This is a genomic window from Micromonospora luteifusca, from assembly GCF_016907275.1.
Taxonomy (GTDB): domain Bacteria; phylum Actinomycetota; class Actinomycetes; order Mycobacteriales; family Micromonosporaceae; genus Micromonospora; species Micromonospora luteifusca.
The window spans coordinates 6,993,283-7,006,366 of the sequence record NZ_JAFBBP010000001.1; the positions used below are offsets into that span (position 1 = coordinate 6,993,283).

Below are 13,084 nucleotides of genomic sequence, written 5' to 3' on the forward strand. Positions count from 1 at the left end.
TAAGGGCGGTCGAGCCGAGGCGGAGGTCCGGCAAGGCCCTTATGAAACAAGCCCTGGGGCGGTCAGTGGGCGCGGTGGTCGGTGCCGTCCGCGGTGACGGGCAGTGGACCGAGCACGGCGTTGATGAGGTGGATGCGGGCGTTGGTGGCCTGGTAGTCGGCGCAGACGGTGTCGGCGCGGTCGCCGAGGCGGGTGGTCGGCCCGGTGCGGGTGACGGTGATGGTGACACCGTCGAGGGTGGTGGCGGTGCCGGCGCCGGCGAGGTCGTCGATCGGGTGGGTGCCGGTGATGAGGTGTGCCTTCAGCAGGGTGCGTAGCTGCTCGGGGTGGTGGGTCATGAGGTCGTCCCAGTTGTCCTCGGAGAACGTGGCGGCGAAGGCGTCGTCGGTGGGCGCCAGGATGGTGACGCCGGTGCCGTCGGGCAGGTCGGTGAGGACGCCGCTGGTGCGCACGGCCGCTTCGAACGTGGTGAGGGTGGGGATCCACCGCAGGGCCTGGTCGGCGGGTTGGCCGGCGAGGAAGGTCGGGTTGCCGGGGTCGGTGCCGGTGGGCAGGGCGGCGCAGAGCGGCCCGGTGACGTGCGGGGCCGTGCTGTTGGTGGTCGCTGCGCGGGGCGCGGCGGTGCTGCTGGTGCAGGCGGTGAGCAGCAGGGTGGGCAGGAGGAGGGTGAGGGCCCGCAGTCGGGGGCGCCGCGCTGCGGTGGCGGTGTGCGGCACGGCGGCCTCCACGGGTTCGGGGTTGGCCGGCGGCGCGGGTGCCAGACCCGCGCCGCCGGCACGTTGGGGCGGCTAGGTGGTGGTCACAGTGCGGCGCATTGGCCGGTGCGTGGGCCGTGCACGGTGTTGGCGATGCCCAGGTTGCTCGGTGCGGGGTTGTTGCCGGTGCAGGTGAGTGGGCCACGGATGGTGGTGCCCACCAGCAGCGGGGTGTCGGTGCCGGTGGTGTTGGCGGACAGGTCCGCGGGGCCGGCGATGGTGACGTCGATGATGGAGACGGCGTCGGTGGTGTTCGTGATGCGGACTGGTCCGTTGACGGTGCTGTCGGCGAGGAGGATGCCGGCGGCGCCGGTGGCGGTGACGGGGCCGCTGATGGTCGTCGCGGTCGTGACGAGTGCCGCGCCGGCCCGGACGGTGACCGGGCCGTTGATGGTGGCGTCGGCGGCACAGGTGAAGCCGGAGACGACAAGCGGTCCGTTGCGTCGGCCGGTGAGGGTTGGGTAGACGCGTTCGCCGTCGGTCAGCTTCTCCACGCCCAGCGTGTCGAGGAGCAGCGGGATGAGGCCACGTTCGGGTTGGTTGAGCGGGACGTAGTAGCCGTCGCCGATCTTGATGACCTTCCAACCGTGTGCGGCGATGCGTTGCGCGACGGTGGTGCCGACGCCGCCGGGTCCGTCGGTGCGGGCGCCGTTGTACTGGGCCTCGGTGAGTTTGTAGGCGCAGGGGGCGTTGTCGAGGATGAGGTTGGCCGGGGGCGCGTCGAGCGGCGGCGGGCTGTCGCCGGGGTGCGGTGCCGGGTGGGCGGGGATGGGGCGGGATCCGCGGAAGACCAGTCGGCCGGTGTTGGCGGCCTGGAATTCGATGGCCTCGGTGCGGGCGTCCAGGATGTCGCCGAGGTCGGTGCGGTGGTAGTCGAGGAACTGCTGGAACGTCCACAGGGCGGAGTAGGTCTTACGGCGCCGGTTGTTGGCGGTGTTGCCCTCGTCGGGTCGGGTCTGGCCGCCGGAGCTGCGCAGTTCCAGGAGGGAGTTGGTGACGTTCTTGAGGCCCAGGGTGTTGCGCAGGATGGTTTCCTCGCTGAGGCCGACGTTGCCGCCGCCTTCGCAGCCGTAGGGGCAGGCCCACCAGCCGGCTTCGGCGCCCTTGGTGTACATGTGGCCTTCGATCATGTCCTGGGACTGGTCGAAGATGGGTTGGGCGACGTTCTGGTGGCGCGGTGGCAGCATCGGAAGGTCACCCGCGCGGGAGTTGCCGAACTCGTGGCCGTCGTAGCCGGCGACGGGTCGGTAGTCGCGGACCATCTTGATGTACGCGGCGGTCTCCGGCTGACGGATCAGGGAGTAGTCGCGGTTGAGGTCCTGCCCGGTGGAGTTGCCGCGGGTGTTGTTGGCCCGGCCGTCGCCGTTGATCGTGGGGACGATCAGGACGGTGGTGTGGCTGAGCAGGTCGGTGGTGCGGGGGTCGGTGCTGAAGGCGAGTTCGCGGGCCATGATGAGGCAGGCTTCGCGGTCGCCGGGTTCGTTGCCGTGCACGTTGCAGTTGACGGCCACCGGGGAGGTGGCGGCGACGGCTGCGGGGGTGGCCGGTGGGGTGGGGTGACCGATGACCAGCATGTTGATGGGTCGGTTCTGGACGGTGCGGCCGAGTTCCACGACGCGGACCCGGTCGCTGAGGGCGTCGAGGGCGGCGGTGTAGGCGTACTCGTCGGTGTCGCTGGTGTACTGCGCGGCGTGGGTGGTTTCCCACTGGGTGCGCAGCTGCTGGCCGGGGTTGGCGGGGTTGCCCCAGGGGGCGGTGGTGGTGGCGGTGACCGGGTCCGAGTAGGGCTGCTCGGTGGTGCCGGTGCGGGCGCGGACCCGCCACTGGAAGGTGTCGCCGGGGTTGAAGCCGGCGTCGGCGAAGGTGGGTGCCTCCTGGTTGATCTGGCGGTTGGGTCGCCAGATGCCCACGATGGTGGGTGCTCCGGTGGGGGTGTTGTCGGCGTCGACGGGGGTGCGTTCGATCTGGTAGTCGGTGGCGCCGTCGACGGGTTGCCAGGCAAGGGTGGCGAACCCGTCGGCCTGGCGGACGGTGAGAGCGTTGACCTGGTTCGGCTCCGCGGCGCGTTGGGCGTTGGCGGGGCTGGGCGCGGTGGTGAGGGTGATGGCGATGAGTGTTGATACGGCGATGAGGGTGGGTCGCTTGCGTCTCATGTGGCCTCCGACGAGATGATCGTGGCGTGTATCGGCCAGCATGATCGTCGGCGTCCGTCGATGCAATGATCTTGAGGAAATCTTGCGATTCGGGCGTCGCGTTATCGGGTGACGGCTCTCAGCCGAGGTCGACGAGCAGGGGGCGGTGGTCGGAGATGGCGGATGGCGGTGCGGTGACGGCCCGCACGGGTGGGAGCTGTGCGAGGGCGTGCCGGTCGGCGAGGATGTGGTCGAGTTGGACGCGGGGCTGCCCGGAGGGGTAGGTGGGGCGTCGGCCCAGCGGGTGCCAGCCGGAGATGAGCCGGGCCGCGCCTGCGGGCATGTTGAGGTCGCCGAGCAGGACGCGGGGGGCGGGCAACACGCGCAGGGCGCGGACGGTCTGGCGGAGTTGGCGGGCGTTCCAGCCGGGCACGAAGGACAGGTGCGTCGCGGCGACGGTGAGCGGGCCGTGTGGGGTGTCCAGGATGGCGGCGAGGACGACGCGAGGTTCGTCGTGCAGCAGGATGAGCCCGCCGCGGGGGCCGGGGACGTAGACCGGTGAGCGGACGGGGGCGGGCTTGAGTCGGGTGACGTGCCAGCTGCGGACCGGGTGTCGGCTGATCAGGCCGATGCCGTAGCAGGGTTCGCCGTGCCCGTCGTCGTCGTGGCGCAGCGGCCGGAACCGTTCGCCGGGGGTGCCGACGACGGCGGCGGCGAAGCGGTGGTGTGGGGCGTCGAGAGCGCGGGCGGCGATGGCGGTGAGGTCGAGGTTGCCGCTGCGGTGTTGGTCGCGGTCGACCTCCTGCAGGGCGAGCACGTCGGCGTCGAGGGCGCGCACGGCGGCGGCCAGTCGGTCGGAGTTGACGAGCCCGTCGGTGAGGGACCGTCCGTGCAGCAGGTTGAAGGTGGCCAGGCGCACTCCTGCACCTTACGTCCCCGTGTCATGGTTGCCCGGTGGTGAAGGTGTTGCTGTGTTCCGTGCTGGTGTTCGTGGCGGTTGGCGCGTTGGGGGTGTGGTTGCGGCGTATGCGGGGTCGCTGAGCGGGTGAGGCTGGCCACTCCGGTGCCGGTCGCGGGCACCCCGGTGGGGAGAATTGCCGTCCGTGGACGCCGTATCGCTGAGTACTCTGCTGGCCGCTGCCGCGATGGCCGGGTGGGTCGACGCCGTGGTCGGCGGTGGTGGGTTGTTGCTGTTGCCGGTGTTGCTGGTGGCTGCCCCGGGGTTGCCGGTGGCGACCGCGTTGGGCACGAACAAGTTGGCCGCGATCTTCGGTACGACCACGGCGGCGGCGACGTACGCCCGGCGAACCAAGGTCGACTGGCGGGTGGTGGCGCCGGCGGCGGGGTTGGCGGTGGTCAGCGCGGGTGTGGGTGCCGCGCTCGCCGGGTCGGTGCCGGCGTCGGCGTACCGGCCGGTGGTGCTGGTCGTGCTGGTGTCGGTGGCGGTGTTCGTGTTGCTGCGCCCCCGGCTGGGGGTGGTGGCCCAACCGCAGCGGCGTACTCCGGTGCGGGTGGTGGCGGTGATCGCGGTGGCTGGGGTGGGCATCGCCCTGTACGACGGGTTGATCGGTCCGGGCACCGGCACGTTCCTGGTGTTGGCGTTCACGGCGCTGGTGGGCGCGGACTTCGTGCACGGCTCGGCGATGGCGAAGGTCGTCAACGCGGGTACGAATCTGGGTGCGTTGGTGGTGTTCGGGGTGACCGGGCACGTGTGGTGGTTGCTGGGTGCGGGGATGGCGGTGTGCAACATCGCCGGCGCGGTGCTGGGGGCGCGGATGGCGTTGAGCCGCGGGTCGGGTTTCGTGCGGGTGGTGCTGCTGGTGGTGGTGTTGGCGTTGGTCGCGAAGCTGGGCCATGACCAGTGGGTGGCCCGCTGATGCCGGTTCGTGCCGAGCACGACCGTGGGGTGCTGGCGCGGTTGCTGGGGCGTGACCCGGTGCTGCACGCCTACCAGTTGGGCGACCTGGACGACTTCTTCTGGCCGTACACGTCGTGGTTTCGCCGGGGTGAGCAGGTCGCGTTGCTGTACCACGGCGTCGACCTGCCGACGCTGCTGGCGTTCGCCGCGCCGGCGGACACGGGGGCGTTGGCGGTGTTGCTGGCGGAGGTGGCGCCGGTGCTGCCCGCCCGCCTGTACGCGCACCTGTCCCCCGGGCTGGCCGATGCCCTGTCGGGGTCGTTCCGGTTGGCGTCCGGTGGCCGCCACCACCGGATGGCGTTGACCGATCCGGTGCGGCTGGGCGGGGTGGCCCCGGCGGGTGTGGTGCTCGGCGCGGCGGACCTGCCGCAGGTGCGGGAGTTGTACGCGCGGGCGTATCCCGGCAACTGGTTCGACGAGCGGATGCTGCAGACCGGGCAGTACCTGGGGGTACGCGACGGTGGCGCGTTGGTCGCGGTGGCCGGGGTGCACGTGTTCTCGCCGGTGTACCGGGTGGCGGCCCTGGGCAACGTCACGACGCATCCGGCCTGGCGGGGGCGGGGGCTGGGCGCGTCGGTGGTGGCGGCGTTGTGCGCCCGGCTGCGGGAGACCGTCGAGCACGTCACGCTCAATGTGAAGGCGGACAACGTGGCCGCGGTGCGCCTGTACGAGCGGGTGGGTTTCACCCGGGTCGCCGATTACGACGAGTGGACGTTGACCGCGCTAGCGGCGGCGGCTGGGTGAGTCGAAGCGGCCGGCGCGGATCTCGCGTAGGGCACGGCGGCGGGTGTCGCCGCGCAGGGTGTCGACGTAGAGGGTGCCGCGCAGGTGATCGGTCTCGTGTTGCAGCGCTCGGGCGAGGAACCCGCTACCGGTGATGCTGAGCGGCTCACCGTGCTGGTCGACGCCGTGGGCGGTGGCGTGCAGGGCCCGTACGGTCGGGAAGTACAGCCCGGGGATGGACAGGCAGCCCTCTTCGTCGTCCTGGACGTCGTCGGACAGCTCCAGGGTCGGGTTGATCAGGTGGCCGCGGTGCCCGTCGGCGTCGTAGACGAACACCTGGGCGCTGACGCCGATCTGCGGTGCGGCGACGCCGGCGCGGCCGGGTGCGCCGAGCAGGGTGTCCATCAGGTCGGTGACGAGGGCACGCAGCTCGGCGTCGAAGGTGGTGACCGGCTCGCACTCGGTACGCAGGACGGGGTCGCCGATGATCCGGATGGGCCGCATGGTCATGCGGGTCAGCGTATCGCCGGTGGTGGTGGGGTCAGCGTCCGGCCAGGGTGGCGCGGATCGGTGCGGTCTTCGCGGCGGCTTCGGCGACCTCGGCGTGCGGGTCGCTGTCCCAGGTGATGCCGCCGCCGGCCCAGGTGTGCAGCAACTCGCCGTCGGCGGCGGCGGTGCGGATGGTCAGGCCGAGGTCGACGCGGCCGGGGGCGACCCAGCCCAACGCGCCCATGCTGGCGCCCCGACCGACGGGTTCGAGGGCGCTGATCTGGGTCAGGGCGGCGTGTTTCGGGGCGCCGGTGACGGAGCCGCCGGGGCAGGTGGCGCGCAGCAGGTCGGCGAGGCCGAGGCCGTCGGCGGCGGCGGCGCGGACGGTCGATTCGGCCTGCCACAGGTCGCACCAGCGGCGCACGGCGAACAGGTCGTCGACGCGAACGGTGCCGGTGCGGGCGATGCGGGCGAGGTCGTTGCGTTCCAGGTCGACGATCATGATGTGTTCGGCGCGTTCCTTGGCGCTGGCGAGCAGTTCGCTGCGGCCGGCGGCGGTGGCCGGGCGGGTGCCCTTGATGGGGCGGGTGATCAGGTGCCCGTCGGTGACTTCGACGAGGGTTTCCGGGGAGGCGCAGCCGATCGCCCAGCCGTCGCCGGTGAGGACGCCGCCGTAGCGGGCGCCGGGGAGCGTGCCGAGGCGGCTCAGGGCGGGCAGTGGGTCACCGCTGTAGCGGGCGGCGGCGTGCCCGACGAGGTTGGTCTGGTAGACGTCGCCGCGGCCGATGGCGGCGCGGACCGCGTCGACGGCGTCGGCGTGCTGGCGGGGGGTCCAGCTTTCGGTCCACGTGCCGAGCCACCACGGCGGTGGTGGGCCCGCCGGGGTGGCCCGGGTGCGGCCGTGGTCGTAGACGACCACGGCGAGGTCGGGCAGCGCCGGTGCCGGTTCGGGTGCCGTGGTGGTTGCGCCGGCCAGGTGGGCCCCGGCCGCGGCGGACAGGTAGAGCGCGGCGCCGCAGGCCCCGGTGTCGTGGTGGGCGGGAGCGGGTCGGGTCAGGTCGTGCAGTGCCAAGCCGTGCGCGGCGAGGAACTCCTCGGCGAGGGCGGCGGGGTCGCCGCCGTCGCCGAGGCGCCACTGCAGGCGGGCGCGTTCGGTGAGGGCGCTTCGGCACGCGGCGGGTGCCGCGGGTACGTCGACTGCCGTAGCCGGGCCGCAGTACGCGGCGCACACCTTTGGGAGCGTTTCCACGCCGTACGGTCCGACCTTCCTCATCCGTTCAGTGGATTTCCCGTGCGCCAGGCCGACACCTGCTCGATGCTGGACACTTTCGCTTGGTACTGTGCGTCACTGGTCATGTGAACCATGACACAGTGCCCCCACAGTCCGGAGACCCTGATGTGCCAGCACCAACCGACCTGCCCCTCCGCTGAAGCCACCGACCGGGAAGCCGCACGGGTCCTCGCCTGCTTCCGTGAGCAGGGCTGGAGCCTGCTCTGCAACGGTGTGATCGTCTTCGAGGACACCGGCGAGCTGCTCCCCGACGGCAGCAGCATCGCACCGCACCGCGGGCCCGCCCGCCACGCCCTCGTGGCCTGATCGACCACCCAGCGTCACCACATAGCCGCCGTCGACCCAGGCTAGTCCCCCGGTAAGGGACGTCCCCGCCCAGGTCGCGGCGCCCGCCGGGGCGGCCACACCGCCCGCCCCGGCTCGCCCGTTGTCAGTCCTCGAAGGCCTCCGGCGACGGGCACGAGCAGACCAGGTTCCGGTCGCCGTACGCGCCGTCGATCCGCCGCACCGGCGGCCAGTACTTCCCGGCCCGGTCCACCCCGCCCGGGTACGCGCCCACCGACCGCGGGTACGGGCGCGGCCACTCGTCACCGCTGACCATCGCCGCGGTGTGCGGCGCGTTGGCGAGAGGGTTGTCCCCCGCCGGCCACTCCCCGGAGCCCACCTGCTCGATCTCGGCCCGGATCGCGATCATCGCCTCGCAGAACCGGTCCAGCTCGGCCAGGTCCTCACTCTCGGTCGGCTCCACCATCAGCGTCCCCGCCACCGGGAACGACATCGTCGGCGCGTGGAAGCCGTAGTCGATCAGCCGCTTCGCCACGTCGTCGACGCTCACCCCGGTCGCCTTCGTCAACGGCCGCAGGTCGAGGATGCACTCGTGCGCCACCAGGCCCTTGTTGCCGGTGTACAGCACCGGGAAGTGCCCCCGCAGCCGCGCCGCCACGTAGTTCGCCGCGAGGACCGCCACGCCCGTCGCCCGGGTCAGCCCCTCGGCGCCCATCATCCGCAGGTACGCCCACGGGATCGGCAGAATCCCCGCCGACCCGTACTTCGCCGCCGAGATCGCCGGCGTCGAGTCCACGTGCGCGCCCAGCGGGTCACCCGGCAGGAACGGCGCCAGGTGCGCGCGCACCGCCACCGGACCCACACCGGGGCCGCCACCACCGTGCGGGATGCAGAACGTCTTGTGCAGGTTCAGGTGCGACACGTCCGCCCCGAACTTGCCCGGCTTCGCGAAACCGACCAGGGCGTTGAGGTTCGCCCCGTCGACGTACACCTGACCACCGGCGTCGTGGACCTTCGCGCACAGCGACGCGATGCCCGTCTCGTACACCCCGTGCGTCGACGGGTACGTCACCATGATCCCGGCGAGCGCGTCCCGATGCTTCTCGATCTTCGCGTCGAGGTCGACCAGGTCGACGTTGCCGTCGTCGTCGCAGGCCACCACGACGACCCGCATACCGGCCATCACCGCCGACGCCGCGTTCGTGCCGTGCGCCGACGACGGGATCAGGCACACGTCGCGGTGCGACTCACCCCGCGACGCGTGGTACGAGCGGATCGCGAGCAACCCGGCCAGCTCACCCTGCGACCCGGCGTTGGGCTGCACGCTGACCGCGTCGTAACCGGTCACCTCCGCCAGCCACGACTCCAGCTGACCGATCATCTCCCGGTACCCGACGGTCTGGTCGTCCGGCGCGAACGGGTGGATGTGCGCGAACTCCGCCCAGCTGACCGGCTCCATCTCCGTGGTGGCGTTCAGCTTCATCGTGCACGACCCGAGGGGGATCATGCCCCGGTCCAGGGCGTAGTCGAAGTCCGACAACCGCCGCAGGTAGCGCAGCATCGCCGTCTCCGAGTGGTGGCTGCGGAACACCGGGTGGGTGAGGAAGTCACTGGCGCGGGCCAGGTCGACAGGCAGGGCCGCGTCCACGGCCCCGTCGAACGCGGGCACCCCGAACGCCGCCCACACCCGCGCCAGATGCGCGAGCGTGGTGGTCTCGTCGCAGGACACGCCCACCCGGTCGGCGTCGACCAGTCGCAGGTTCACGCCCCGCTCGGCGGCCGCCGCGACGACCTGCGCCGCCCGGCCCGGCACACTCGCGGTCACGGTGTCGAAGAACGCGACGTCCGCGACGTCCACGCCACCGGCGCGCAGCCCGGCCGCGAGCCGCGCCGCCATGTCATGGGTACGCGTCGCGATGTCGCGCAGCCCGTCCGGGCCGTGGTAGACCGCGTACATGCCGGCCATCACCGCGAGCAGCACCTGTGCGGTGCAGATGTTGCTGGTCGCCTTCTCCCGCCGGATGTGCTGCTCACGGGTCTGCAACGCCAGCCGGTAGGCCGGGTTGCCGTCCGCGTCGCGCGACACCCCGACCAGACGCCCGGGCAGCATCCGCTCCAGGCCGGAGCGCACCGCCAGGTAACCGGCGTGCGGCCCACCGAAGCCCATGGGTACGCCGAACCGCTGCGTGGTGCCGGCGGCGATGTCCGCGCCGATCTCCCCCGGTGCGCGCAGCAGCGTCAACGCCAGCAGATCCGCGGCGACGGTCACCAGGGCGCCGACGGCGTGCGCCGCCTCGACGAGCGTCGCGTGGTCGCGCACCGCACCCGAGGCGCCGGGGTACTGCAGGTGCAGGCCGAAGAACTCCGCCGGCAACTCGTCGCGCTCGACGTCGAGGACCCGCACGTCGATGCCGAGCGGCTCCGCCCGGCTGGTGATCACCGCGATGGTCTGCGGCAACGCGTCGGCGTCGACGACGTACACCGGGCTCTTGCTCTTGGACGCCCGGCGGGCGAGGGTCATCGCCTCCGCGGCGGCGGTGCCCTCGTCGAGCATGGAGGCGTTCGCGGTCGCCAACCCGGTCAGGTCGGTGACCATCGTCTGGAAGTTCAGCAACGCCTCGAGGCGACCCTGGCTGATCTCCGGCTGGTACGGGGTGTACGCCGTGTACCAGGCCGGGTCCTCCAGCACGTTACGGCGGATCACCGCCGGGGTGTGCGTGCCGTGGTAACCCAACCCGATCATGGAGACGGCGACGGTGTTGCGCGCCGCCAGGGCCCGCAGCTCGGCGATCGTCTCCGCCTCGGTCGCCGGGTCCGGCAGGTCGAGGGTGCCGTGCCAGCGGATCACTTCGGGGATCGCGGCGTCCATCAGCTCGTCGATCGAGTCGTGCCCGACGACCTCCAACATCCGACGCTCATCGTCGGGGCCGGGACCGATGTGACGGGTGGCGAACTGCTCTACGGTCATGGGGGCACTCCCGGGGCGAGGTCGACGTGTCGGCCTCCCCCTCTGTCACACCCCGCAGGAGTGCTCCACAGTGCCTGCCCACGAGGTCCTTTTGCCTGAGAGGTTCCGGGGAGGATTTGCCCCTTCGGCGCCGCCCTGCGTGCTGTCGGGCGGTCTCTCCCACGTGGGTGTTACCGGCATGGTCAACGCTACCAGCGCCGGTGTTTCCGGCAGATGTCCCACCCAGGGGCCGAGCCCACCGCGCTGCGCGCCTGCGCCGTCACACCCCGACCGCCGTCGCCGCCTCACCGGCGACCCGCGCGGCCAACTCCGGCAACAACGCACCCAGCGGCGCGTCGACACATACCGTGGCGTAGCCGTCGCCACGGGTCGGCCCCTGGTTGACGATCGCGACGGGAATGCCCAGTTTCGCCGCCCGAATCACGAAACGGCGCCCGGACATCACCGTCAACGACGACCCGAGCACCAGCAACGACCGGGCCTGCTCCACGGCCGCGAAGCAGCGCTGCACCCGCTGCGGCGGCACCGTCTCCCCGAAGAACACCACGTCCGGCTTCAACATCCCGGTGCCGCAGATCCCGCAGTCCACCGGCCGGAACGCCGCCACCTGCTCGTCGGGGAGATCAACATCACCGTCCGGGTTCACCGCGGCGACCTGCGCCACGAAGTCCGGGTTGGCCTCGCGTAGTCGCCGGTCCAACTCCTCCCGGGAAGTCAGGTTGCCGCAGTCCAGGCAGGTCACCTCATCCAGACGGCCATGCAACTCGATCACCGACGTGCTGCCCGCCGCACCGTGCAGACCGTCGACGTTCTGGGTGATCACCGTGTCGACCAGACCGGCGTGCTGCAGCCCCGCCACCGCCCGGTGCCCGGCGTTCGGTGCCGCACCCGCGATCAACCGCCACCCCAGGTGGCTACGCGCCCAGTAGCGCCGCCGTGCGAGGGGATCGCGGGTGAACGCCTGGAAGGTCATCGGGGTGTGCCGCCGGGCCACGCCGCTGGGCCCCCGATAATCCGGGATGCCCGACTCGGTGGACAGGCCGGCACCGCTGAGCACCACCACCCCACCCCCGGCCAGCAGCGAGGTCAACGCGTCGAGGCTCTCCGTCACCCCTCAATGCTGCCTCAACCCACCCGCCGACGCCGAACCCCCGGCCACCCGCCGTTCGCCGGACGGTCGCAGGTCGGGGATTCGGCCTCGCGTGGGCGTCGCGCTTTGCGCGGCGTGGGCGGCTCAGCGTCGTGCTTTGCGCGGCGTGGGCGGCTCAGCGTCGCGGTCAGCGCGGCGCGGGCGCCTCGAAGTCGCGGTCAGCGCGGCGTGGGCGGCTCGGCGTCGCGCTGACCGCGCCGACGGCCGGTGGCTGTCGCGCTCTACGCGGCGACGGTGTCGGCGACGACGCAGGCGATGTTGTCCGGCGCCCCTGCGGTCTCGGCCAGACCGATCAGTGTCCGCACCGCCTGCTCGGGATCGGTTGCCGTGTTCAGCGTCGACCGCAGGTCGGCACGATCGACGACGGCGGACAGCCCGTCGGAGCACAGCAGGTACCGATCACCGGGCAGGGCGGTGCGGAGCGCAAGATCCGCCTCGGCCTGCTGGCCGCCGCCGAGGGCGCGCACCAGCACGGCGCGCTGCGGATGCGCGGCGGCCTGGTCCCGGTCGAGCCTGCCCTGCTCCACCTGGGCCTGCACCCAGGTGTGATCCTGGGTGAGCAGGGACAACTCACCGCCGCGCAGGAGGTAAGCCCGGGTGTCACCGACGTGCACCAGGGCCAGTTGGGAGCCACTGAACAGCAGAGCCGTCAGCGTGGTGACCGGCTGGTACTCGTCGGTCTCCAACGCGCGCACGGTGCGCTCGGCGTCGGTGACCGCACCAGCGAGCATCGTCAGCAGGTCGGCGGCCGGAACGTCGGCCAGTTCCAACGGTCGCAGGGCGTCGATGGCGGCAGCGCTGGCGGCAGCGCCACCGGGTCCTCGCATACCGTCGGCGACGGCCAGCAACCGTCCGCTGGCGTACGCGGCGTCCTCGTTGCTGTCGCGCACGGCCCCGGTCTCACAACCAGCGGCGTAGCGGACGGCAAGGGCGGGTTTCGCCTCAGACATGGTGGTGCCCCCTTCACACAGGTGGTCCACGAGGACGGTGGCGAGCCGCGCCCGAGCCGCGGTATCGGCGGTGACCTGCTGCCAGTACGCGGTGATCGCCTCCGCCGCCGCCGCCGGCTCCAAGGCACACACGGCGCGGATCTTCGCCAACGGCATACCGATGCGGCGCAACTGGGCGACCAACCGCGCCAACGGCAACTGGTCCGGGTCGTAGAGCCGGTACCCGGACTCGGGATCGACCGCGGCCGGCGGCAGGAGCCCCACCTGGTCGTACAGGCGCAGCGCCTTCGGCGTCAGCCTCGCCGCCTGCGCGAACGCCCCGATGGTCAACAACTCCACGTCGACATCCTCCTCGTGCCGGTCACCGTGACCGGTACGCACCAGGCTGGGGGTTACCCAAAGGTCAAGGTCAAGGTCGCCGGC

Annotated in this window: 11 protein-coding genes and 1 riboswitch; of the genes, 3 read left to right on the forward strand and 8 right to left on the reverse strand. The window is 72.0% G+C overall.

All coding sequences use genetic code 11. The annotated features are described in order from the left end of the window. Positions 1-62 precede the first annotated feature (62 nt). The 3 genes from JOD64_RS33330 to JOD64_RS31790 form a co-directional block, all read right to left on the reverse strand. The gene (locus JOD64_RS33330; protein WP_204945657.1) at positions 63-716 is read right to left on the reverse strand and encodes a fasciclin domain-containing protein; all 654 of its coding nucleotides are present in this window, start codon (positions 714-716) and stop codon (positions 63-65) included. 83 nt (positions 717-799) lie between these two features. After that, positions 800-2,908, reverse strand: a complete 2,109-nt coding sequence (locus JOD64_RS31785; RefSeq protein WP_204945658.1) for a M14 family zinc carboxypeptidase — start codon at positions 2,906-2,908, stop codon at positions 800-802. Between the two features lie 118 nt (positions 2,909-3,026). Continuing rightward, positions 3,027-3,806, reverse strand: coding sequence for an endonuclease/exonuclease/phosphatase family protein (locus JOD64_RS31790; RefSeq protein WP_204945659.1), 780 nt, complete (start codon positions 3,804-3,806; stop codon positions 3,027-3,029). Positions 3,807-3,990: 184 nt separating this feature from the next. On the opposite strand from JOD64_RS31790, the gene JOD64_RS31795 reads away from it, so the two are divergent. After that, positions 3,991-4,764, forward strand: a complete 774-nt coding sequence (locus JOD64_RS31795) for a sulfite exporter TauE/SafE family protein (protein WP_307813862.1) — start codon at positions 3,991-3,993, stop codon at positions 4,762-4,764. Further along, positions 4,764-5,549 (forward strand): GNAT family N-acetyltransferase, encoded by a 786-nt coding sequence (locus JOD64_RS31800; protein WP_204945660.1) that lies wholly within the window; start codon positions 4,764-4,766, stop codon positions 5,547-5,549. Before JOD64_RS31795 ends, JOD64_RS31800 begins: the two co-directional genes overlap by 1 nt. Here the strand turns inward: JOD64_RS31800 and JOD64_RS31805 are convergent. Together JOD64_RS31805 and JOD64_RS31810 are read right to left on the reverse strand one after the other, a co-directional pair. Beyond that, entirely contained in the window at positions 5,529-6,038 is a 510-nt protein-coding gene (locus JOD64_RS31805; RefSeq protein ID WP_204945661.1) for a peptide deformylase, read from the reverse strand. The genes JOD64_RS31800 and JOD64_RS31805 overlap by 21 nt on opposite strands. Positions 6,039-6,069: 31 nt before the next feature. Further along, positions 6,070-7,317, reverse strand: coding sequence for a chorismate-binding protein (locus JOD64_RS31810; RefSeq protein ID WP_204946357.1), 1,248 nt, complete (start codon positions 7,315-7,317; stop codon positions 6,070-6,072). Between the two features lie 96 nt (positions 7,318-7,413). Between JOD64_RS31810 and JOD64_RS31815 the strand changes: the two genes are divergently transcribed. Then, positions 7,414-7,614, forward strand: a complete 201-nt coding sequence (locus JOD64_RS31815; protein WP_007460326.1) for a DUF5999 family protein — start codon at positions 7,414-7,416, stop codon at positions 7,612-7,614. 124 nt (positions 7,615-7,738) lie between these two features. Here the strand turns inward: JOD64_RS31815 and gcvP are convergent, their stop codons facing one another. From gcvP to JOD64_RS31830, 3 genes are all read right to left on the reverse strand, one after another. Beyond that, complete coding sequence (gcvP, locus tag JOD64_RS31820) at positions 7,739-10,561, reverse strand: aminomethyl-transferring glycine dehydrogenase (protein WP_204945662.1); 2,823 nt, start codon at positions 10,559-10,561, stop codon at positions 7,739-7,741. Positions 10,562-10,634: 73 nt separating this feature from the next. Beyond that, positions 10,635-10,733: riboswitch (glycine riboswitch) on the reverse strand. A gap of 87 nt (positions 10,734-10,820) precedes the next feature. Continuing rightward, positions 10,821-11,672, reverse strand: a complete 852-nt coding sequence (locus JOD64_RS31825; RefSeq protein ID WP_204945663.1) for an NAD-dependent protein deacetylase — start codon at positions 11,670-11,672, stop codon at positions 10,821-10,823. Between the two features lie 260 nt (positions 11,673-11,932). After that, positions 11,933-13,000: a MerR family transcriptional regulator gene (locus JOD64_RS31830; RefSeq protein ID WP_204946358.1), complete on the reverse strand. Its 1,068-nt coding sequence runs from the start codon at positions 12,998-13,000 to the stop codon at positions 11,933-11,935. Positions 13,001-13,084 lie beyond the last annotated feature (84 nt).